The following is a 22,606-nucleotide window of genomic DNA, read 5'->3' on the forward strand; positions in this document are numbered from 1 at the left end:
CCCGTTGTCGTACGGTGCAGCGTTCACGTCTATCTCTACCTTGTCAGGCGAAATCATATGCAGTCTCGGCGTGCTCGGCCTCGTCGATGCCGTTCGCCTCCTCCTCGTCCGTCACGCGCCAGCCGAGAGGCTTGAGCGCGAACGCGATGACTGCGGTGACGATGGCGGTGAAGATCAGCGCGAACAGTGCGATGACGATCTGCACGACGAGCTGCTTGTAGTCGCCGCCGTAGAACAGGCCGGTCTCGGATCCGAGGAAGCCGATTCCGATGGTTCCCCACAGGCCTGCGACGAGGTGAACGCCCACGACGTCGAGCGAGTCGTCGTAACCGAACTTGAACTTCAGGCCGACGGCCAGTGCGGAGAGCACACCGGCGATGACACCGAGGATCATGGCTCCGACCGGCGTGAGTGCGCCTGCGGCCGGGGTGATCGCGACCAGACCTGCAACGATGCCCGAGGCGGCGCCGAGGCTGGTGGCGTGTCCGTCGCGGATGCGCTCGGTGATGAGCCAGCCCACGATGGCGGCTGCCGTGGCTGCGGTGGTGTTGACCCAGGCCACACCGGCGATTCCGTCGGCCGCGAAGGCCGAACCGGCGTTGAATCCGAACCAGCCGAACCACAGCAGAGCTGCGCCGAGCATCACGAACGGAAGGTTGTGCGGGCGGTAGGCGACCTTGCCGAAGCCGGCGCGCTTGCCGATGATGATCGCCAGAATCAGACCGGCGATACCGGCGTTGATGTGCACGACGGTGCCACCGGCGAAGTCGATCGGAGCGACGTTGGCGACGAGTCCGCCTTCACCGTCGTCGGTGGTGCCGAAGATCATTGCCGCAAGACCGTTCTCGGATCCGGAGAGCAGTCCGCCGCCCCAGACCATGTGTGCGAGCGGGAAGTACGCGAGGGTGACCCAGATACCGGCGAAGGCGAGCCAGGTGCCGTACTTGACGCGGCCTGCGATCGAGCCGCTGATCAGTGCGACCGTGATGATGGCGAAGGTGACCTGGAATGCCACGTCGATGACGTTGGCGTAGCCCCATGCTCCGACGATGTAGTTGCCGTCCGCGTCGGTGATCGAATCCTTGAGTCCGAAGAACTCGAACGGGTTGGCGAAGACTCCGCCGATGTCCTGGGTGCCGTAGGACATCGACCAGCCCCACAGGAAGTAGATGATCGAGACGACGGCCATTGCTCCGAACGACATCATCATCATGTTCAACACGGACTTCTGCTGCGACATACCGCCGTAGAAGAACGCCAAGCCCGGCGTCATCAGCAGTACCAGCGATGCTGCCATCAGCATCCACGCGGCGTTGCCGGAGTTGGCCAACATATCCTCGGGACTCACGTACACCCTCCATTCTCCTGCACACCGGTTGGCGCGCCGTTAAGCAAGAAGAGTGGTTTCACGAGGTTTCATCCGTGACACTCGGGTGTTTCGGGCATGTGAACGCATGACCGGATTCTGTTGCAAAAAGGTTTCGTGCTGGCGTTTGTGCTTTTTCCCCGTTTCGCAGGCCACCCTGCGGGGTCGATCAGCCGAGCAGCGCGTCCACGAACGCACCGGGCTCGAAGGGTGCCAGATCGTCGGCACCTTCCCCGAGACCGACGAGCTTGACGGGCACTCCGAGCTCACGCTGCACCTGAAAGACGATGCCACCCTTCGCGGTTCCGTCGAGCTTGGTCAGCACGACACCTGTGATGTTCACGATCTCGGCGAAGACACGGGCCTGCGTCAGTCCGTTCTGGCCCACGGTTGCGTCGAGAACGAGCAGAACGTCGTCGACGTGGGCCCTCTTCTCGATGACACGCTTGACCTTGCTCAGTTCGTCCATCAGCCCCGATTTGGTGTGCAACCGTCCCGCGGTGTCGATGAGAACCACATCGACGCCGTTCTCGATCCCTTTGCTCACCGCGTCGAAGGCGACCGCAGCCGGATCCGCTGCCTCCTTGCCGCGAACCACCTCGGCACCCACTCGTTCGGCCCAGGTCTGCAGCTGATCGGCCGCAGCAGCGCGGAAGGTATCGGCGGCACCGAGCAGCACCCGCCGCCCGTCCGCGACCAGCACCCGAGCCAGTTTGCCCGTGGTGGTGGTCTTGCCGGTGCCGTTGACTCCGACCACCAGCAACACCGCGGGGGCACCGTCGTGTGGCAGAGCACGAATGGACCGGTCGAACTCGGGGTGCAACTGCGCCACGAGAATCTCGCGCAGCAGGGCCCTGGCATCGGCTTCGGTGCGAATACTGCGGGCCGCCATCTGCTCACGTAGCGTCCGCATGATCTCCGCGGTGGTCGCCGAACCGATATCGGCGATCAGCAGCGTGTCCTCGACCTCTTCCCACGAATCCTCGTCCAGGTCGCCGCCGCCGAGCAGTCCCAGCAGGCTCTTGCCCACCGCGGACTGAGATCGTGCGAGCCGTCCACGGAGACGATCGAGCCGGCCCTCGGTCGGGTCGATGGTGTCCAACCGGCGAGGCGCAGGAGCAACGGTGTCTTCCACCGGAGGCTCCGGCGCAACGGTGTCTTCCACCGGAGGCTCCGGCGCAACGGGCTCGGCGACGGTGACATCGGTCGCCGGGGCCTCGGGTTCGAGCACTTCCGGCTCGATCCAGACGGTCTCCGATTCGACCGGTTCGGCGGTGGGAACCACCGGCGGCGGCTCCACCGGCTTCGACTCGGCCGGCTTGGGGGCCTTCGGGATCACGGGTTCGGCTGTCGCCGTTCCCTGACTGAACGAGAAACCGCTGCCCGCGGTGTAGCCACCGGATCTGTCCTTGGTGGCCGCGTCCTCGATTCGCGCCGCCTCGTCCGACTTGAGGGACACTCTCCGACGACGGGAGAGCACCAGCCCGACGACGAGGACGACGAGCAGGACGGCAGCGATCGCCGCGACGATGATCCACGCTTGGTTACTCACGTGGAACATCCTCTCAGGCGATCGTGGCCGCTCGTCACCGGTGGTGCACCGACCGCGAAAAAGCGCTTCCCGCCCGGGAGTTCGAGTCGATAGCATTCACGGTCATGGAGTGGACCACGGTGCGTGACGCCGCCGAGCTGACCGAGATGTTCGGAACGCCGAGCTTCCGAGCCGCGAACAAGGACCGACGCACGCTGCACCCCCTCGACGTGCAGTGGCTCGCTGCCTCACCGTTCTGCCTCCTCGGAACCTCCGACGCGAGCGGGAGATGCGACGTCTCACCCAAGGGCGATCCGGCCGGCAGTCTGGTGCACGTCGTCGACGACACCACGATCGCCCTCGCCGAGCGGCCGGGCAACCGCCGGATGGACGGCTATCGCAACATTCTCGAGAACCCGTTCGTCGGCCTGAACTTCTTCGTCCCCGGCCGCGGCGACACCCTTCGCATCAACGGTCGCGCGTCCCTGGTCACCGACGCGCCGTTCTTCGACGAGCTTCGGGTCGAGGGTCATCGCCCGATCTTGTGCCTGGTCGTCGACATCGAGGAAGTGTTCCACCACTGTGCGAAGGCGTTCATGCGGTCCAAGTTGTGGCAGCCCGAGACGTGGGACGCCGACGCCATCCCCGATGTCGCCACTCTGACGAAGGCGTTGATTCCGCAGGCTCCCGAGACGGTGGAGGAACTACGCGAGTACTACGGACCGTCCTACGCCGAGCAGCTGTATCCGAAGCAGTAGCTGCGGCGGACGAACCTCAGGAGACGGTGTCGGGTTCGGCGACGACGGATGCCGCCTCCGGCTCGTGTGCGTCGGGCTCCACTGCGTCCGGCTCGTGGGCGTCCGACTCCACTGCGTCCGACTCCACTGCGTCCGACTCCACTGCGTCCGACTCGGCCGCGGGCACCGCGACGCGTTCTCGGTTCAACCGCTGCGAGATGACCGTGGTGATGCCGTCGCCGCGCATGCTGACGCCGTACAGCGCGTCGGCCACCTCCATCGTCGGTTTCTGGTGCGTGATCACGATCAGCTGCGACTTCTCGCGAAGCTGCTCGAACAGTCCGATCAGACGACGCAGGTTGGTGTCGTCCAGTGCGGCCTCGACCTCGTCCATGACGTAGAACGGTGACGGTCGGGCGCGGAAGATGGCTACCAGCATGGCCACCGCGGTCAGCGATTTCTCGCCGCCGGAGAGCAACGAGAGTCGCTTGACCTTCTTGCCGGGCGGGCGTGCCTCGACCTCGATGCCGGTCGTGAGCATGTCCGACGGGTCGGTCAGGATCAGTCGTCCTTCACCGCCGGGGAAGAGCTTGGCGAACACCCCGGTGAATTCTCGTTCGACGTCGAGCCAGGCCTCGGTGAAGACCTGCAGGATCCGTTCGTCGACGTCGGCGACGACGCCGAGAAGGTCCTTGCGGGCGGACTTGACGTCCTCGAGCTGGGTGGACAGGAAGTTGTAGCGCTCCTCGAGGGCTGCGAACTCCTCGAGGGCGAGCGGGTTCACCTTGCCGAGTGTGGCGAGGTCGCGCTCGGCGCGTTTGGCGCGCTGCTCCTGGGTGGCTCGGTCGAACGGCATCGGGGCAGGTGCCACCACCTGCTCACCCCGCTCCTTGGCCGCCTCGTACTCGGCCATCTCCAGTTCGGTGGGAGGCAGGGCCACATCGGGCCCGTACTCGGCCACCAGATCGTCGAGGCCGATGCCGTGCTGCTCGAGAATCGTCGTCTCGAGTTGTTCGATCCGCAGCGCTGCCTGCGCACGGGCGACCTCGTCCCGGTGCACGGCGTCGGTGATCGACGCCAGCTGACCCTGCAGGGCTCGGACCTGCTCTTTGACCTTGTCGAGCTCGATTGTGCGCGTTGCACGCTCGGCGGACAGCTCGTCGCGCCTACGGGCAGCGGCCGCAACGACCGTGGCCAACCGCGCGGCGACTTCTTCGCCCGCTTCCCCGACCGCCGCCGCCACTGCGGCCGCATGCCGACGCGCTGCGCTCTCGCGCTCGGCTCGCGCCCTGGCCTCACGCTCGGCTCGCGCCGCCCGTCGAAGCGAATCCGCCCGGCCTCGTACGGACTGTGCGCGCTCTTCGGCGGTCCGCACGTTCAACCGAGCTTCGACCTCGACGGCACGCACTTCGGTCAGTGCCGCTGCCGCCATCTCCCGTTCCAAGGTGGTCGCAGCGTCACCGCTCTCGCCGTCTCCCGCGAAGCCGGATTGCTCGTCTTCTGCCGTCCGCAGGTTCTCTTCCAGCTCGGCCAGCCGCGCGATCGCTTCTTCTCGACTGGCCTCGGCAGAGCTACGCTGCGTCGTCAATCGCGCAGACTCCGCGTGAGCCGAACGCGCCAGTTGACCCAATCGGCCCAACTGTTCGTACACCGCGGCCATCGCGGCGTCGGATTCGTTGAGTGCTGCGAGCGCTTGCTCGGCCGATTCGCGCCGATCCCGTTGTTCTTCCAACGCGCCTGCCAACGCCGCGTCGAGCTCCTCCGCGCGGCGGACCGCCGCGGCCAACTCCACCGTCGACGTGTCGATGGCCGACTGAACCTCGAGGGTGCTTGGACGACGGTCCGAGCCACCGGTGACCCAACCGGCTTCGACGACGTCGCCGTCCTTGGTCACCGCACGCAGCTCACCGGAATCGGAGACCAGACGGTGGGCCGCGTCGAGCGAGTCGACGGCGACCACACCGTCGAGCAGGGCCGCCATGGCCCCGGCCAGCCGGTCCGGATACTCGATCAGGTCCAGCACCCATCGAGCGCCGTTCGGGAGGTCCGGACGTGGAACCGATTGCGCTGCAACGATATTGCCGTGCACGATGGACGCGCGACCACCGTCGGCCGCACGCAGCGCCAGCACGGCATCACGCGCGGCATCGAACGATTCGGCGTGTGCGGCATCGGCGGCCGGACCCATGGCCACTGCCACCGCGATCTCGTATCCCGGTTCGACCGTGAGATGGCCCGCGAGCAGACCCGACAGACCGTCCTGCTGATTCTCCACCAGCCACCCGGCACCGTCCTTGCGTTCGAGGCCCATCGTGAGCGCCTCGATCCTGGCCTCGAACGACGCCACCTTCTTGCCCGCGATGCGTTCTTCTGCCTGCAGCTCCGTCACTCGGGCGTCGGCATGTCGCAGTGCGGCGACGGCTCGCTCGTAGTGCGTGTCGAGGCTCAGTTCGCTCGCGTCGAGGGTGCCGATCTGATCCTGCACACTCTCGAATTCGCGCTGAGCCGATTCGCCGCGCTCGCGGGCCTCGTCGATGGCCACCGACAAACGCGCCACCTCCGCGTCGATCGACTCGACCTTGGTTCGGAAGGTATCGACTCGGCCGGACAGACGCGCGAATCCCTCGCGGCGGTCGGCCACCGCGCGCACGGCAGCGAGGTGGGCACGCTCGGCGGCCGCAGCGGCGGCTTCACGCTCGGCCAGCTGCTCACGTGCCGCCTCGAGGGTTTCGCGTGCCATCTCGACGGCCTCGACGAGTTCCATCTCTTCTTCGGCGACTCGATCGGCCTGCGCTTCGAGCTCGTCCGGGTCCTGTCCCCGACCGGTGGATTGCACGGCGTCGAGATGCCGAGCACGTTCGTGGGCGATTCGAACCGTCGCGTTGACGCGTTCGGCGAGGGCCGACAGACGGAACCACGTCTGCCCGGCGGCCTCGGCGCTGGGGGTCAGCCGGGCGACGGCCTGTTCGTGTTCGCCGAGTGCCACCGAGCCGGCTTCGAGGGCGTCCTGCACCATCGCGTACTGCTCACGCGCCGCTTCCTCGTCCTGGGTCTGGTTCGCGAATTCCTCGCGCCTGGCCACCAGGTCGTCGGCCACCAGTCGCAGCCGGGCGTCGCGCAGGTCGGCCTGGACGGTCTGCGCGCGACGCGCGACCTCGGCCTGCCTCCCGAGAGGCTTGAGTTGGCGGCGCAATTCCGTCGTGAGGTCGGTCAACCGCGCCAGGTTGGCCTGCATCGCGTCGAGCTTGCGAACGGCCTTTTCCTTGCGCTTGCGGTGCTTGAGCACCCCGGCTGCTTCCTCGATGAAGGCTCGACGGTCCTCGGGCCGCGATTCCAGGATCGCGGCGAGCCGGCCCTGCCCGACGATCACGTGCATCTCGCGACCGATACCGGAGTCGCTCAGCAGTTCCTGAACGTCCATCAATCGGCACGAACTGCCGTTGATCTCGTACTCACCCGCGCCGTCACGGAACATACGGCGGGTGATCGAGACCTCGGAGTAGTCGATCGGGAGTGCGCCGTCGGAATTGTCGATCGTCAGAGTGACCTCTGCGCGGCCGAGCGGGGCTCGACCCGACGTGCCCGCGAAGATGACGTCTTCCATCTTCCCGCCGCGCAACGCCTTGGCGCCCTGTTCACCCATCACCCAGGTCAGGGCATCGACGACATTGGATTTGCCGGAGCCGTTGGGGCCGACGACACAGGTGATTCCGGGCTCGAAACGAAGAGTCGTCGCCGAAGCAAAGGACTTGAAGCCCTTCAGCGTCAGACTCTTGAGATACATAGCGTCCGTACTTTACCGGCACGCTGCCAGAAAGTGCGCCGAGCCTCCCGCAACGGACGATCAGCGTTCGACGAATCCCGTCAGATCTCCGCGGGCGGCGTCCCAACTCTCCACAACGAGCGTGACCCTGCCCGGAGTCCGATCACCTCGGAGCAGGGCCAGGAGCGCCTCGAGATGCTCACGTGGGCCCTCCGCTATCACCAGGACTCGTCCGTCCGCGTGATTGGTCGCGTGACCGACGAGTCCGAGTTCGAGTGCGCGCGAGCGAGTCCACCACCGAAACCCGACGCCCTGAACGAGCCCGTGCACCCACGCCGTCAACCGTTCGTCGTTCATGCCTGCCACCCGGGCTCGAGCTTCCTGACAGTTCCATCGAAACTGGTGGCGTACAACGCTTTCTCGTCGAACCCGACCCCGCCGAAGGCGACCGACGAGGTCAGCGGAACGCCGGTCGCTATCACACAGGAGGCGCCGGATTCCGGATCGATACGGACCACCCTGCCGGCGAGATTCTGTGCGAGATAGACCGTTCCGTCGTCGCCGACGGTCAGGTCGTCCGACATCGCCAGTGGTCCGACACCGTCGATGCGAATGCGCGCGGACGGTCCGGACGGATTCTGCTCGTCGAGCACGGTGAGCGTGGTCTCGAGATCGAACGTGTTGGCCACGTACATCTTTCCGTTACCGATTCCGATGCCGTTTGCCGATCCCAGATCGGTACGCACCGTCGACACCGAACCGTCGACCGCAACGCTCGTCAGGCCGGAGTGGCCACCCAGGTTGCGGGTGGTGAACAGATCACCGGTCGCCGATCGCGCCAGCCCGTTGGGCATCGTCAGGCCCGACGCGTACGTCGACCGAACCCCCGTGCCGAGATCGATCGTGTCGACGGTGCCGGTTCGGGTATCGAGAAGACCTGCGGCAGCGCTGTTTCCGGTCGTGAAGTACAGCGCGTCGGCGTCGCGGACCAGTCCGCCAGGCGACTGGACGTCGGCGACGAGTGTGCCCCGTGCGCCGTTGGGGGCCACGGTACGCAGCGCGCCGGGTCCGATGAGAGAGGTCTCGGACACGATCATCGAGCCGCGGCCGTCGAACTCGAGGTTCTCGAGCACCCCGAATCCCGCCGCCACCGTGCTCACCGACCACGGAGTGCAACTGCTCGACGCCTCGGCGGTGGGAGCCAGGGCGGTCGCCGTGCCGAGGATCAGACCCGCGACGATTACGGCTGCCCCGGCTCTCATCAGGCGTCCACGTCGATGTCCAAGGTGATCTTCGTACCCGCCTTCAGGGTGCGCCCGACGGTGCACACCTTGTCGATGGCGCGCTCGACGACGGTGAGCAGACGCTCCTGCGCCTCGGGGTCCATCGCGCCGAGGTCGACTCGGAGAATCTCGTTCAGTTCCGGGTACAGCTCGTTTTCGCGATCGGCGGCCCCGGAGACCTCGACGGTGGCGGCGTAGTCGTCGCCCAGTCGCCGCGAGAGCGGTAGGTCCGAGCTCATGCCGGTGCATGCGGCGAGTGCGATCTTGAGCAGCTCGCCGGGGGTGAAGACGCCCTCCACCGATTCCGACCCGATGAGCACTTCGGCTCCTCGGGAGCTGCGGCCGGTGTAGCGACGGGTGCCTGTGCGCTCGACCCAGAGGTTGGTCGGCGTGCTCTGTTCTGCCATGACGGAAATACTAGGCGGGCTGTTCAGGAGTCGAACCCGCGGAATGACCTGGGCGCTGTCAGCTGCGCAGGTGTCGGGGTCGCGGCTGGCAGGTGGGGCAGCTGAACGAGCTGCGGTTCATGAACTTCTCGCGTCTGATCGGGGTTCCGCACCGCGAGCACGGCAGACCCTCCTGACCGTAGGCGTCGAGGGAACGATCGAAGTAGCCGGACTGTCCGTTGACGTTGACGTACAACGCGTCGAAAGAGGTTCCACCCTGCGCGAGGGCCTCGCCCATGACGGCGTGCACTGCGGTCAGAAGGCGCCGCAGCGCCGGCCGCGTCAGCGCCTCCGCGATTCGATTGCCGTGGATCTTCGCGCGCCACAGCGCCTCGTCGGCATAGATGTTGCCCACGCCCGAGAGCACCGTCTGATCGAGCAGTGCCCGCTTGATCTCGGTGTGCTTGCCGCGCAACACGTCGACCACCGATTCGGCGTCGAACAGTGGATCGATCGGATCACGGGCGATGTGTGCGACCGGTTCGGGTAACTCCGTGCCGTCCACGGTGACGATCGGGGCGAGCGCCCAGCCGCCGAAGGTGCGTTGATCGACGAAGCGCAGATCGGCGCCGTCGTCGAGTCGTGCCCGGATCCGGAGGTGCTTCTCGTCCGGGGCGGATGGCGGCTGCACCAGCATCTGTCCGCTCATGCCCAGGTGCACGACGGTGGCGAAGTCGCCGGGTTCCATCACCAGCCACAGGTATTTACCGCGCCGCCGAGCCGAGGAGACGCGCTGACCGCGCAGCTGGCCGATCAGATCGAGGCCACCGAGATCGTGACGCCGCACGGCGCGAGGGTGCAGCACTTCCACCGATTGCATCGTCCTGCCGACGACGTGAGATTCCAGACCGAGCCGGACGACCTCGACCTCGGGGAGTTCCGGCATCAGGATTCGTCGGTTGCCGGCTCGCCGGGAATCGCGGTGTCGTTGTTCGACAACGTGTTCCACGCCAGACTGGCGGCCTTCTGCTCGGCTTCCTTCTTCGACCGACCGATACCGACGCCGCGCGGGAATCCACCGACCAACACGGTCGCGGTGAATTCCTTGTCGTGGTCGGGTCCGGTCGACGAGATCTCGTACGCCGGAACGCCGAGTGCACGTTCGGCGGTCAGTTCCTGCAGGCTCGTCTTCCAGTCCAGCCCGGCACCGAGCTTGGGAGCCCGATCGAGGAGGCCTGCGAACAGCGTCAGGACAACGGTGCGAGCGACGTCGATGCCGTGCTGGAGGTGGATTGCACCCAGCAACGACTCCATGCCGTCGGCAAGGATGCTCGGCTTGTCGCGCCCACCGGTCTGTTCCTCGCCCTTACCCAGCAGCAGATGGCGACCCAGTCCGCCGTCACCGAGACCGCGCGCGACTTCCGCCAAGGCGTGCATGTTGACCACGCTCGCCCTGATCTTGGCCAGCTGACCTTCGGATTTGGTGGGATGCACCGCGTAGAGGTGCTCGGTCACCGCAAGACCGAGGACGGAATCTCCCAGGAACTCGAGCCGCTCGTTGGTGGGCAGACCACCGTGTTCGTACGCGAACGATCGGTGCGTCAGCGCCAACGTCAGCAGAGGTTCCGACAGGGAAACACCGATAGCGGCGAGGAGCGACTCTCGGTCGTCCCCGCCGCCGGCGGCAGTGGAGCTATTCTTCTGTGAACCGCTGTTGTGCCGGTCCACTACTTCGTTTGTCACGTAAGCGGAAATCAGACCGCTGCGACGACCTGGCGGCCCTTGTAGGTGCCGCACGAGGGGCACGCGATGTGGGGCAGAGTCTTCTCGCCGCAACCGCGGTTGGGGCACGTCACGAGGGTGGGCGCAGTGGTTTTCCACTGTGCACGACGCGACCTCGTGTTGGAACGCGACATTTTGCGCTTCGGGACAGCCACTTACTTCTCCTCGGCTTCGTTGTTCACAAGTTCTGTGCTCGGTTCTGGATCCACGCCAAATTTGGCTGCAAGACCAGCCCAGCGAGGATCAATTGTATCGTGACTGTGGCCGGATTCAGCAATCGCCAGGCGAACGCCGCATTCTGGGCACAATCCCTCGCACTCGTCGCTGCACACGGGGTGGAGTGGAAGCTCCAGACCGACCGCGTCGACAATGACGGGTTCGAGATCTATCAGGTCGTCGACGATGCGGTGAATCTCGTCCGCATCGGTTGTCTCCTCGGTGATGCTGTTCGGGTACGCGAACAACTCCGTCAAGTAGACGTCGACGTTGCCACCGACCGGGTCGAGGCAACGAGTGCACTCTCCGGCCGTGGCCGCTCGTACGGAGCCGGTGACGAGAACGCCCTCCGAGACCGCCTGCAACTGCAGATCGAGCGAGACCGGAACACCGGCTTCGATGGCTATGGCATCGAGGCCGATTCGGGAAGGAGCCGGAACCGTCCGCTCGATGGCCTTCGTCGACCCGGGTCGACGACCGAGGTTGAGAATGTCCAGAACGAATCCGTCGTCCAATTCCGGACGGGTCGTTCTCTTGGGCGGGGGCACGTCTGTTCTTCCTTACTGTCGGTATGCCTACTGTCGGTAAGCAACCCCACAACGATACGCATACGTGCATACGAGGGCAAATCGCTGCCGATCAGTGGCGGCTGCGACGCCCCTGCTCCTGGCTCCCGTACGCGGATTCTCCGTACGGCTCACTGCCGTACTCGGGCACGCCCGAGCCGGTTCGCAGCTGCTGACGCCCACGTCCGACCGAACGAATGGTGCCGCTGAGGAACTCCTCGAACTCTGCAAGCTTGGTGTCGACGTAGACGTCGCACTCGCTGCGCATCCGGTCCGATTCGGCGTGAGCGCTGTCGATCACCCGAGCCGACTCGGCGTGGGCCGCCTGAACGACCTCGGTCTCCGACACGAGACGGTTCTGTTCGGCAGTACCGTCTGCGACGGACCGCTCGTACGACGCCGTCCCGGACTCGATCATCCGATCGGCCTCGGTGCGGGCGCGAACGGTCAGAGCCTCGTACTCGCGCTGGCCTTCGAGCACCGTTCGCTCGGCCTCCGCCTCGGCATCGGCCACGAGCTGGTCGGCATGCGCCGACGCCTCGGACACCATGCGATCTGCCTGCGCCTTGGCGTCGGCGAGAATGCGATCGGCCGAATCCCGAGCGTTCTCGACCGTGTTCTGGGCCTCGGCGTTGGCGGTGCCGACCGTCTTCTCCGCGGTGGCCCTGGCATCGCCGACGAGCTTGTCGCGATGGTCCAGTACGTCCTGGGCGTCGTCCAGCTCGCCGGGGATCGCGTCCCGAACGTCGTCGAGCAGTTCCAGGACATCGCCGCGAGGGACGACGCACCCGGCAGTCATCGGAACGCCGCGCGCCTCCTCGACAATGGCGACGAGCTCGTCGAGCGCCTCGAATACGCGGTACACCGGTTACCCCAATCGTCGAATCTGCCACTGCGCGGTCTTCACTCGCAGTGCTGCGCTGTTCAGTCTGCCCGCCGAGGCGGACGTCTGCGCTATACCGGCTCGGTGTGTCGCTCTTCGAACTACTCTGCGGCCCGCTCGGCGATACGGGCGGTCAGGCGGTCCTGAACGAAGGGCGGCAGCATCCCGGTGACGTCTCCCCCGAAGGTCGCGACTTCCTTGATCAGCGAACTGGACAGAAAGCTGTGCGCTGGATTCGCCGGGAGGAACAGCGTGTCCACTCCGGTGAGGGTTCGATTCATCTGCGCCATCTGCAACTCGTAGTCGAAATCGACCGAACTGCGCAGACCTTTGACGATCGCCGAAAAGCCTTCTTGCCGAGCGTAATCGACCAACAGTCCGTACCACGAGCCGATCCTGACGTTCGGCAGATGCTCCGTGGCGACCTCGAGCATCTCGATCCGCTCGTCGATGCTGAACATTCCCTTCTTGCTCTTGTTCACCATCACCGTGACCACCACCTCGTCGAAGGCTGCGGCCGCCCGCTCGAAGATGTCGAGGTGACCGTTGGTCACCGGGTCGAAGGATCCAGGGCAGAGTGCGCCAGTCATGCCCGCGAACCTATCAGCCGATCCCGTGCACGCTCGTTACGCACGTGCAGCGATCTCGATTCGACTCTCGCCGTACTTCTTCGACTTCTCCGGGACCAGTCCGGTCGGCCATCGGGTCTCCGGCGAACGCGACGACCGCTCCAGGACGACGACCGCATCGGGTGTGAGCCATCCCCCGACGACGAGCCTGTCCAACAGCCCGGCGACGGCAGTGTCGGTGACGGCATACGGCGGGTCGGCCAACACCAGGTCGTACTCGGCATCCGCTGCCCCGGCCAGCACGGAGGCCACCGGGGCGCAGCGGACCGAAGCGCCGGGCAATCCCACCGACTCGATGTTCTTTCGCACCACCGCTGCCGCTCGGGCATCGGACTCGACCAACACCGCCGACGACGCTCCACGCGAGAGTGCCTCCAGCCCCAGTGCTCCCGATCCCGCGAACAGATCCAGCACCGCGGCACCGTCGAGTTCCATCCGACTCTCCAGCGAGCTGAACAGCGCTTCGCGAACTCGCTCGGAGGTGGGGCGGGTGCCCTGGCCGGGAACCGACAATCGTCGACCACCCGCGACACCCGCCACGATCCGCGTCATTCGCTGCCGGCCTCTTCGCCCGTCGACCCCCCACCGATGACGACGAGCAGATCGCCGCCTTCCACCTGCTGCACACCGGAGATCGCCAACCGGGTCACGGTGCCGCCGCGGGGAGCGGTGATCGCGGCCTCCATCTTCATCGCCTCGATCGTGGCGACGGTGTCTCCGGCCGAGATCTTCTGTCCCTCCTCGACCGACAGCGTCACCACACCGGCGAACGGTGCCGGAATATGACCGGAGTTGGATCGATCCGCCTTCTCGACCGTGGGGGCCTCGCTCGAGATGGACCGGTCGCGCACCGAGACCGGACGCAACTGTCCGTTCAGAATGCACATGACGGTGCGCATTCCGCGCTCGTCGGGGTCGGAGATCGCCTCGAGCCCGATCAGCAGTTCGACGCCCTTCTCCAGGGCCACCCGATGCTCCTCGCCCTGCCGCAGGCCGTAGAAGAACTGATTGGCCGACAGCCGCGTCGTATCGCCGTACTTCTCGCGGTGAGCGGCGAGTTCGGCTGTGGGACCGGGGAACAACAGACGGTTGAGAGTCTCGCGGCGCTGAGCCGAGGTGCCGTCGAGGTTCTTCTCGTCCTCATCGGTGAGCGGTGTCACCGGCTTGCCCTCGCCACGACCCTCCAGCGCCTTCGTCCGCAACGGTTCCGGCCATCCGCCCGCAGGCGTACCCAGATCGCCGCGCAGGAATCCGATCACCGAATCGGGGATGTCGTAGCGACCGGGATTCTCGGCGAATTCCTCGGCGGACGCGCCTGCACCGACCAGAGCAAGTGCCAGGTCGCCGACGACCTTCGAGCTCGGTGTCACCTTGGTCAGACGGCCCAACATGCGGTCGGCTGCAGCGTAATTGGCCTCGACGGTCTCGAACCGATCACCGAGCCCGAGCGAGATGGCCTGCTGCCGTAGGTTCGAGAGCTGTCCGCCGGGGATCTCGTGTGTGTACACGCGACCCGTCGGTGCCGGCAGACCGGACTCGAACGGCGCGTACACCTTTCGCACGGCTTCCCAGTACGGCTCGAGGTCACAGACAGCCTGCAGATTCAGGCCGGTGTCGCGCTCGGTGTGCGCGGCAGCCGCCACGATCGCCGACAACGCAGGCTGGCTGGTGGTGCCTGCCATCGCGGCGCTGGCACCGTCGACGGCGTCGGCCCCGGCCTCCCATGCGGCGAGGTAGGTCGCGAGCTGACCACCGGGTGTGTCGTGGGTGTGTACGTGAACGGGCAGATCGAAGTTCGAGCGCAGTGCCGTCACCAGAGTCTTGGCTGCGGGTGCGCGCAGCAGTCCTGCCATGTCCTTGATGGCGAGCACGTGCGCGCCTGCGTCGACGATCTGCTCGGCCAACTTCAGGTAGTAGTCGAGGGTGTAGAGGTTCTCGTTCGGGTTCGACAGATCACCCGTGTAGCTCAGTGCCACCTCGGCGAGCGCCGTGCCGGTCTCGCGCACGGCATCGATGGCCGGACGCATCTGATCGACATTGTTGAGCGCGTCGAAGATGCGGAAGATGTCGATGCCGGTGTCGGTGGCCTCGGCGACGAAGCTGCGGGTCACCTTCTCCGGGTACGGGGTGTAGCCGACGGTGTTCCTGCCGCGCAGCAACATCTGAATTGCGATGTTCGGCACGGCCTCTCGCAGGCTCGCCAATCTCTCCCACGGATCCTCGTGCAGGAATCGCAGTGCCACGTCGTAGGTGGCACCGCCCCACGCCTCGATGGAGAGCAGCTGCGGCGTGGTGCGCGCGACGTACGGAGCGACTCCGAGCAGTCCGCTCGTCCTCACGCGCGTGGCCAGCAACGACTGATGCGCGTCGCGGAACGTGGTGTCGGTGACGCCGAGGGCTTTTCGATTGCGCAGATCGCGAGCGAACCCCTCGGGTCCGAGCGCAAGCAGCCGCTGCCTCGAACCGTCCGGGATCGGGGCTGCGAAGTCCACCGGCGGCAGCTTGTCGTGCGGGTACACCGACGACGGACGCTCGCCGTGCGGCTTGTTCACCGTCACGTCGGCCAGGTACGCGAGAATCTTGGTGCCGCGGTCGCCCGAGGAGCGCGAGGTGAGCAGTTCGGGGCGCTCCTCGATGAACGAGGTGGTGACCCGGCCCGCGGTGAAGTCGGGATCGACCAGAACCGCTTGCAGGAACGGGATATTCGTGGCGACACCGCGAATCCTGAACTCCGCCAGGGCTCGTCGGGCACGCGCCACGGCGGTGTCGAAGTCACGGCCTCGGCAGGTGAGCTTGACGAGCATGGAGTCGAAGTAGGCACCGACCTCGGCACCCAGAGTGGTACCACCGTCGAGGCGCACTCCGGCACCGCCCGGCGTCCGGTACGCGGTGATGCGTCCGACATCCGGGCGGAATCCGTTCGCCGGATCCTCGGTGGTGATGCGGCACTGCAGGGCCGCACCACGCAGCACGATGTTCTCCTGCTGCAGACCGAGATCGGCAAGTGTCTCTCCCGAGGCGATCCGCAGCTGGGACTGCACCAGATCCACATCGGTCACCTCTTCGGTGACGGTGTGCTCCACCTGAATTCGAGGGTTCATCTCGATGAAGACGTGATTGCCGCGGGTGTCGAGCAGGAACTCGACGGTACCGGCACACGAATAGCCGATCTGCTTCGCGAACGCGACGGCGTCGGCGCAGATCTTCTCCCGCAATCCCTCGGGCAGATTCGGAGCCGGAGCGAGCTCGATGACCTTCTGATGCCGACGCTGCACGCTGCAGTCTCGCTCGAACAGGTGCACCACGTTGCCCTGGCCGTCGGCCAGGATCTGAACCTCGATGTGCCGGGGATCGATCACGGCTTGCTCGAGGAACACGGTCGGATCACCGAAGGCCGATTCCGCCTCGCGCGCAGCAGCTTCGATGGATTCGCGCAGCTGCTCGGGCTCGGCCACTCGGCGCATACCGCGGCCGCCACCGCCCGCGACGGCCTTGACGAACAGCGGGAACGTCATCGACTCGGACTCGGCGACGAGCGCGTCCACATCGGACGACGGTTCCGACGACGCCAGTACCGGAAGTCCAGCCGCCTTGGCTGCCGCGATCGCGCGGGCCTTGTTGCCGGTCAGTTCGAGAACATCGGCGGACGGACCGACGAAGGTGATGCCTGCTTCGGCGCACGCCGCGGCCAGATCCGGGTTCTCGGAAAGGAATCCGTATCCGGGGTACACCGCGTCCGCACCGCTGCGTTTGGCAGCGGCGACGATCTCGTCGACCGAGAGGTACGCGCGAACGGGATGGCCCTTCTCCCCGATCTGGTACGCCTCGTCGGCCTTCGTCCGATGTACCGAGTTCCTGTCCTCGAACGGGAACACCGCAACGGTCGAGGCCCCGAGTTCGTAGGAGGCGCGGAAGGCACGGATGGCAATTTCACCGCGGTTGGCAACCAAAACTTTGGAGAACATTGGCTCAACTTACCCGGCAGCGTCGGCCACCGAGGCGTACTGATCTCATCATGCGGGACGATGTCCTCGATTTTCTCCACTGAAACGGTGCAGTAGGTAACGACCGACCCCTCGACCGCTCCCGCCCACCCGTCAGGACTTCTGCAGGTAATCGACTCGATCCGATCGCCAAGCCGATCGCATCATCGACGCGATGCCGGGATCGTTCGCCAGCGACGGGTCCTGCGCGAACAGGGACCGGGCGCAGTCCTGCGCGTCCGCGATGATGTCCTCGTCGTCGATGAACGAGAGCAGCCGCAACCCGCTGACCGTGCCCGACTGTGCAGCTCCGAGAACGTCGCCCTCGCGACGAGTGGCCAGATCCAGCTTGGCCAGCTCGAAACCGTCGTTGGTCGCTGCCACCGCCTCGAGCCGGGCGAACGAGCCGCCCGCGGGGCTGAGATAGCTGATCATGATGCACAGGCCCTGATGCCCACCTCGGCCGATTCGGCCTCGCAACTGGTGCAGTTGGCTCACGCCGAATCGGTCCGCATCCATGATGACCATGACCGTCGCGTTGGGAACGTCCACTCCCACTTCGACCACCGTGGTGCAGACCAGGACGTCGATCTCGCCGGAGTTGAACTCGGACATGGTGATGTCCTTGTCGTCTCCCGACAGTCGTCCGTGCAACAGACCCACGCGCAGATCGTGCATCGGTCCGGTGGAGAGGGTCTCGTACAGATCCACCGCAGCCGTGGTCTCGGGGCCGTCCTCCGCGCTCGCACTCTTCTTCTTCGCAGCGCTCTTCTTCCCCGTCTCCGCGTCCTCGTCGTCGCCGATGCGGGAGCACACCACATAGGCCTGGCGACCGGCTGCCACTTCCTCGTGAATACGCTGCCACGCTCGATCCACCCAGCCCGGTTTGCTCCTGGCAGGCACCACGTTGCTGACGATGGGCGATCGGCCGCGGGGCAGTTCGGTGAGCACCGACGTCTCGAGGTCACCCAACGTCGACATCGCGATGGTCCGCGGGATGGGGGTTGCGGTCATCACGAGCAAGTGCGGACTGGTGTTGTCGCGAGCTTTCGCGCGCAACGCATCTCGTTGCTCGACGCCGAACCTGTGCTGTTCGTCGACGACGACCATCGCGAGATCGAGGAATTCGACGCGGTCCTCGATCAGGGCGTGGGTGCCGATCACGATGCCTGCATCACCGGTGACGGCGTCGAGCAGCGCGGATCGCTTGGCCGCAGTGGACATCGAACCGGTCAACAAGGCGACCTTGGTCGCCAGCTCGTGCGATCCGAGTTCGCCGCCGGCCGCGAGGCTCCCGAGCATCGACCGAATCGAGCGCGCGTGTTGGGAGGCGAGAACCTCCGTCGGTGCCAGCAACGCACACTGATGCCCGGCATCGATCACCTGCAGCATCGCCCGCAGTGCAACGATCGTCTTGCCCGAGCCGACCTCACCCTGCAACAGTCGCGACATCGGATGCGGTGCCGACAGATCGTGGGCGATCTCGGCTGCCACCTGGTGCTGGCCGGCCGTCAACTCGAATGGCAGACGCCGATCGAACTCCGCGGCGAGACCGTCGGTGATCGGTGGGCATCGCGGAGCCACGCGGGTGGATGCGTCGCGTCGGCGGTCGGCGAGGACGAGCTGAACGGCGAGCGCCTCGTCGAACTTCAGCCGCTCGCGCGCAGAGTCCTTGTCCTGTGCGGTATCCGGGAAATGGACCGACCGCAGCGCGGTGTCGATGTCGACGAGACCGCGCTGCGCACGAACCGACTCGGGCAACGGATCGACCACATCGTCGAGTTGGTCGAGCACCTGTCGGACACAGCGCATGAAGGTCCAGCTCTCGACGTCCTTCGCGGCCGGGTAGATGGGCACGAACGCGCGATCGAACACCGACATGTCCACGGCACCGGAGGAATCGACCGAGCCGCGAGCGAGTCCGGCCAGGGTGCCACCGCCGACGATTCGACCTGCAGGCACGACGGCACCGTCGTTGCCGTCTCCGCCGAGAATCACGTAGCTGGGGTGCGTGAGATTCCACCGCTTGCCGAAGTACTTGACCTTGCCCGAGAACATTCCTCGACGACCGGGCAGCAGAACGTGCTTGAGCTTGTGCGGACTGAAGAAGGTGGCGTCGATCCGCTGCCCGTCGGCAGCGAGTGTCACGGCGAGGAACTGACCGTTGCGGTTCTTCATCGAACGCAGCGTCGCGGACTCGACCGTTGCGACGATGGTGATGTGCTCGCCCTCGGGCGGCTCCTTCTCCCCCAGCTCCGAACCGTGCGTCATGTAGCGGTGCGGATAGTGCCGCAGCAGGTCCTCGACAGTGTGAATTCCGAAGACGTCGGCCAGCGGCGTCGCCGCCGCGGCTCCCAGGATGTGATCGAGCCGATCCACCAGCGTTGCCATTGTCCGAGATTCCCTATTCCACTCCGAATTGCACGAGATCCCCCGGCTGTCCACCTGTATAGACCACCACGTCGACTCCGGGATGTGCGCCCGCCACGTACTCGGCCAACCGATCACCGAAGTCATCCGACGCCTGGGCCCCGACGAGCACCGTCACCAGCTCCCCTCCCGTGGCCAGGAGCTGATCGAGCAACCGACACCCCGCATCGAGCGGACGAGCGGCGACGATCACCACCTCCTGCCCCGCCAGCCCGATGCAGTCGCCCGGCTCGCAGGTGCCGACCCACGTCAGAGATCGCTCCTGTGCGATACGCAGAGAACCCCACCTCGTGCCCGCCGCCGCCTCGGACATCGTGAACGCGTCGTCGACTGCGGCGCGGGCGGCATCGTGCACCGCGAGCGCGGCCAGTCCCTGCACCATCGCCGAACACGGCAACATCACCACGTCCTTGCCGTCCGCTCGGGCAGCGGCGCCGACCGCGACGAGTTCCTGCGCGGACAACGCGCCGTTCGGCAACACCAACACCTCACGATGCTTCATCCCGACGATCGCGCGATGCAGCACCGAGGAGTCGATCGCCTCGTCGCACCGCACCACCGTCGCACCTTCCTGAACGTAGAGGTCTGCGGCACCGTCACCGGCCACCAGCGCCAAAATATCGCGACCGACCGACAGCACCGCTGCGTCGCGGCTCTCGGGGATCGCAACTGCGGCGAACTCGGCCGGACCGAAACACGAGATACGCACTCCGCGAACATCTCCGGCGGCGATGCCGCGGTCGACGGCACCACCGGGGTCGGTGGTGTGTACGTGCGCGGACCAGGCCCCGGAACCGTCACCGGCGACGACGACCGAATCTCCGATGTCGGCCAGTGCTCGGCGAAGTTCCGCCGCCCCCGCCTCGTCCGGCCCGTGCACGACGTAGACCACCTCGTACCCGAGGGAGCGAGACGATCCGTACTCCGACACCGCGACGGGTGCACGGCCGCAGTCCGACGAGAGGTTCGGCGCATCGTCGCCCGTCCGGCGTTCGTGCTCGTGTGGGCGACGGTATCGCCTGCGCGGCGGCGTGCGGCCGATCACCACCTCCACGAACGCATCGACGATCACCGAGAGACCGAGAGCTCCTGCGTCCACGACACCGGCCTCGCGGAGTTCGGCGAGTTGGTCCGTCGTGCTGTCGACGGCCCTAGCAGTGGCCTCGGCGATGTCGACCACCAGCGTGGAGAGGCTGACATTGGCATCGTGCGCCGAGGCTTCGCGATCGGCTGCGGCCAGAACGGTGAGCATCGTGCCCTCGACGGGAACGCTGACCGCGCCCGCGACCAGGACTCTGGCGCGACGCAGCATCGCCTGCATCGACACCGTGTCCAGCGGGCCGTCCGCTGCGGCCTCGGCGACGGCGCGCAACAGCTGGGACACGATCACTCCCGAGTTCCCCCGCGCCCCCGCGACCGCCCCCACTGCCAGCGCTCGCCCGATGGAGCGGGCGTCCGCAGCGGGCCCGGCTGCGCGCATCGATTCCACCGCGGCGCGGAAGGTGAACATGAGATTGGTGCCGGTGTCCGAGTCGGGGATGGGGAACACGTTGAGTGCATTGATCTCGTCGCACCGTGCGGTGAGGGAATCGACGCAGTGGTAGGCCCACTGACGCAGGGCCGCGGCATCGATCGATTCGAGAACGTCGACCACCTCGGCCAGCCTCCCCCCGCGTCACGTCCCTCACCTCGTCCGAACTCCCTCGCGGACAGTGCCCGAAGCTTAGTCGGGCATGATCGGTGGCGCGCCGTACGTGAGCCCCGCGGAGCGTCTGCCGTGGCGGTTTGGTGATTGCGTGCGACGCCGCTATTCTTGCAGGGTTGCCTCGAGGCGATCTTCACGCATTGCAATCCTTGCATCTGCTCGTAGTTCGTTTCGATGTCTTCGACCACATGTATCGATCAACATCTATCAAGGAGTTCGCGACTATGGCTGCCGTCTGCGACGTATGCGCCAAGGGGCCCGGCTTCGGTAAGTCGGTCTCGCACTCGCACCGACGGACCAACCGTCGTTGGAACCCGAATATCCAGACCGTTCACGCTCAGGTTGCGCCTGGTAACTCCAAGCGCATGAACGTGTGCACCTCCTGCTTGAAGGCAGGCAAGGTGGTCCGGGGCTGATTTCGGCCTCGCTCTTCGTTTTCCTCCACGGCGTTCCTCGCGTGCGAGAACTGTGCCCCGCCCCCGTATTCGGAGGCGGGGCACAGTCGTCGGTGCACTCGAACACTTGGACGTCCATTAGAATTCCGATCGTGAGTGATTCGGATGACTACGGTCCCAGCAAGGTCAGCATCGAGGACGGCGTGCTGCGCATCGTCGTCGCCACCGAGGCGGGCGGTGCCTCCCTCGACCTCGAAGGCATCGACGCAGGCACGGCGGCACTGCGATCCGTCAACGCCGGTACCACCGCGATCGGAAGTGTGCTCCTCATCGGCCGCGGGCCCAACTTCTGCGCAGGCGGAAACGTACGCGATTTCGCCGGAGCCGACGACCGCGGCGCATTCGTCGGTTCGGTTGCCGACACGTTCCATGCATTCGTCCGCGAACTGGCCGCCGTCACCGTCCCGGTCGTCGCCGGGGTCCACGGCTGGGCGGCCGGGGCGGGCATGAGTCTGGTCTGTCTCACCGATATCGCCATCGGCGGACCGTCGACCAAACTGCGCCCTGCGTACCCTTCCATCGGATTCACCCCGGACGGAGGAATGTCCTGGACACTCCCCCGAATCGTCGGTTCGGGCCGCGCGATGGACATACTTCTGGGTGACTCGATCATCAACGGAGAGGATGCCGTTCGGCTCGGAATCCTCAGCCGGCTGGTGGGCGACGACATCGTCGACAGTGAGGCCGAGCGCCTCGCTCGAACCCTCGCCAACGGCCCGACATCGGCGTACCAGGGCATCAAGAGACTACTCGGAAGCTCCGAATCAGCAACTCTGACAGAACAATTGGACGCCGAAGCCGCCTCGATATCGGTCGCTGCGGCGTCACCGGCCGGACGTGAAGGCGTCGACGCGTTCGTCGGGAAGCGTCGTCCAGACTTCTCCTGAACCG

The 22,606-nt window shown here is 66.1% G+C and carries 19 protein-coding genes; 3 read left to right on the forward strand and 16 right to left on the reverse strand.

Annotation, left to right across the window (positions count from 1 at the left end; all coding sequences use genetic code 11):
• Positions 1–43 precede the first annotated feature (43 nt).
• Together CH306_RS23820 and ftsY are read right to left on the reverse strand one after the other, a co-directional pair.
• A complete protein-coding gene (locus CH306_RS23820) occupies positions 44–1,333 on the reverse strand; it encodes an ammonium transporter (RefSeq protein WP_176459326.1) in 1,290 nt (429 codons plus the stop codon).
• Positions 1,334–1,535: 202 nt separating this feature from the next.
• Positions 1,536–2,918 (reverse strand): signal recognition particle-docking protein FtsY, encoded by a 1,383-nt coding sequence (gene ftsY / locus CH306_RS23825; protein ID WP_094648176.1) that lies wholly within the window; start codon positions 2,916–2,918, stop codon positions 1,536–1,538.
• A gap of 104 nt (positions 2,919–3,022) precedes the next feature.
• On the opposite strand from ftsY, the gene CH306_RS23830 reads away from it, so the two are divergent.
• Positions 3,023–3,655 carry an MSMEG_1061 family FMN-dependent PPOX-type flavoprotein gene (locus tag CH306_RS23830; protein WP_094648098.1) on the forward strand — a complete coding sequence of 211 codons (633 nt, stop codon included), beginning with the start codon at positions 3,023–3,025 and terminating at the stop codon, positions 3,653–3,655.
• Positions 3,656–3,671: 16 nt separating this feature from the next.
• Here the strand turns inward: CH306_RS23830 and smc are convergent, their stop codons facing one another.
• The 14 genes from smc to CH306_RS23900 all read right to left on the reverse strand — a co-directional run bounded on the left by smc (position 3,672) and on the right by CH306_RS23900 (position 21,209).
• On the reverse strand, positions 3,672–7,418 hold the full coding sequence (gene smc / locus CH306_RS23835) for a chromosome segregation protein SMC (protein WP_256981246.1): 3,747 nt from the start codon (positions 7,416–7,418) through the stop codon (positions 3,672–3,674).
• 60 nt (positions 7,419–7,478) lie between these two features.
• Positions 7,479–7,754, reverse strand: coding sequence for an acylphosphatase (locus tag CH306_RS23840; protein WP_094648177.1), 276 nt, complete (start codon positions 7,752–7,754; stop codon positions 7,479–7,481).
• On the reverse strand, positions 7,751–8,659 hold the full coding sequence (locus tag CH306_RS23845; RefSeq protein WP_143545365.1) for an SMP-30/gluconolactonase/LRE family protein: 909 nt from the start codon (positions 8,657–8,659) through the stop codon (positions 7,751–7,753). Before CH306_RS23845 ends, CH306_RS23840 begins: the two co-directional genes overlap by 4 nt.
• Positions 8,659–9,087: an OsmC family protein gene (locus tag CH306_RS23850; RefSeq protein ID WP_032397787.1), complete on the reverse strand. Its 429-nt coding sequence runs from the start codon at positions 9,085–9,087 to the stop codon at positions 8,659–8,661. The genes CH306_RS23845 and CH306_RS23850 overlap by 1 nt, the downstream gene beginning before the upstream one ends.
• Positions 9,088–9,145: 58 nt before the next feature.
• Complete coding sequence (gene mutM / locus CH306_RS23855; protein ID WP_032397786.1) at positions 9,146–10,012, reverse strand: bifunctional DNA-formamidopyrimidine glycosylase/DNA-(apurinic or apyrimidinic site) lyase; 867 nt, start codon at positions 10,010–10,012, stop codon at positions 9,146–9,148.
• Positions 10,012–10,794: a ribonuclease III gene (rnc, locus tag CH306_RS23860; protein ID WP_032397785.1), complete on the reverse strand. Its 783-nt coding sequence runs from the start codon at positions 10,792–10,794 to the stop codon at positions 10,012–10,014. Before rnc ends, mutM begins: the two co-directional genes overlap by 1 nt.
• Before the next feature lie 26 nt (positions 10,795–10,820).
• Positions 10,821–11,003, reverse strand: coding sequence for a 50S ribosomal protein L32 (gene rpmF / locus CH306_RS23865; RefSeq protein WP_032397784.1), 183 nt, complete (start codon positions 11,001–11,003; stop codon positions 10,821–10,823).
• On the reverse strand, positions 11,004–11,612 hold the full coding sequence (locus tag CH306_RS23870) for a YceD family protein (protein WP_032397783.1): 609 nt from the start codon (positions 11,610–11,612) through the stop codon (positions 11,004–11,006).
• 91 nt (positions 11,613–11,703) lie between these two features.
• The gene (locus CH306_RS23875) at positions 11,704–12,495 is read right to left on the reverse strand and encodes a DivIVA domain-containing protein (protein ID WP_032397782.1); all 792 of its coding nucleotides are present in this window, start codon (positions 12,493–12,495) and stop codon (positions 11,704–11,706) included.
• A 119-nt stretch (positions 12,496–12,614) separates the two neighbouring features.
• The gene (gene coaD, locus CH306_RS23880; RefSeq protein ID WP_032397781.1) at positions 12,615–13,103 is read right to left on the reverse strand and encodes a pantetheine-phosphate adenylyltransferase; all 489 of its coding nucleotides are present in this window, start codon (positions 13,101–13,103) and stop codon (positions 12,615–12,617) included.
• A gap of 36 nt (positions 13,104–13,139) precedes the next feature.
• Positions 13,140–13,694, reverse strand: a complete 555-nt coding sequence (gene rsmD, locus CH306_RS23885; RefSeq protein ID WP_032397780.1) for a 16S rRNA (guanine(966)-N(2))-methyltransferase RsmD — start codon at positions 13,692–13,694, stop codon at positions 13,140–13,142.
• Positions 13,691–17,107 (reverse strand): pyruvate carboxylase, encoded by a 3,417-nt coding sequence (locus CH306_RS23890; RefSeq protein WP_045195617.1) that lies wholly within the window; start codon positions 17,105–17,107, stop codon positions 13,691–13,693. The genes rsmD and CH306_RS23890 overlap by 4 nt, the downstream gene beginning before the upstream one ends.
• A gap of 132 nt (positions 17,108–17,239) precedes the next feature.
• Complete coding sequence (gene recG / locus CH306_RS23895; RefSeq protein ID WP_045195619.1) at positions 17,240–19,516, reverse strand: ATP-dependent DNA helicase RecG; 2,277 nt, start codon at positions 19,514–19,516, stop codon at positions 17,240–17,242.
• 13 nt (positions 19,517–19,529) lie between these two features.
• Positions 19,530–21,209 carry a DAK2 domain-containing protein gene (locus CH306_RS23900; protein WP_094648099.1) on the reverse strand — a complete coding sequence of 560 codons (1,680 nt, stop codon included), beginning with the start codon at positions 21,207–21,209 and terminating at the stop codon, positions 19,530–19,532.
• Positions 21,210–21,484: 275 nt separating this feature from the next.
• Between CH306_RS23900 and rpmB the strand changes: the two genes are divergently transcribed.
• The gene (gene rpmB, locus CH306_RS23905) at positions 21,485–21,676 is read left to right on the forward strand and encodes a 50S ribosomal protein L28 (RefSeq protein ID WP_008717389.1); all 192 of its coding nucleotides are present in this window, start codon (positions 21,485–21,487) and stop codon (positions 21,674–21,676) included.
• Positions 21,677–21,807: 131 nt separating this feature from the next.
• Positions 21,808–22,602 carry an enoyl-CoA hydratase/isomerase family protein gene (locus CH306_RS23910; RefSeq protein WP_094648100.1) on the forward strand — a complete coding sequence of 265 codons (795 nt, stop codon included), beginning with the start codon at positions 21,808–21,810 and terminating at the stop codon, positions 22,600–22,602.
• Positions 22,603–22,606 lie beyond the last annotated feature (4 nt).

This window comes from Rhodococcus sp. 15-725-2-2b, assembly GCF_002259075.1.
GTDB lineage: Bacteria > Actinomycetota > Actinomycetes > Mycobacteriales > Mycobacteriaceae > Rhodococcoides.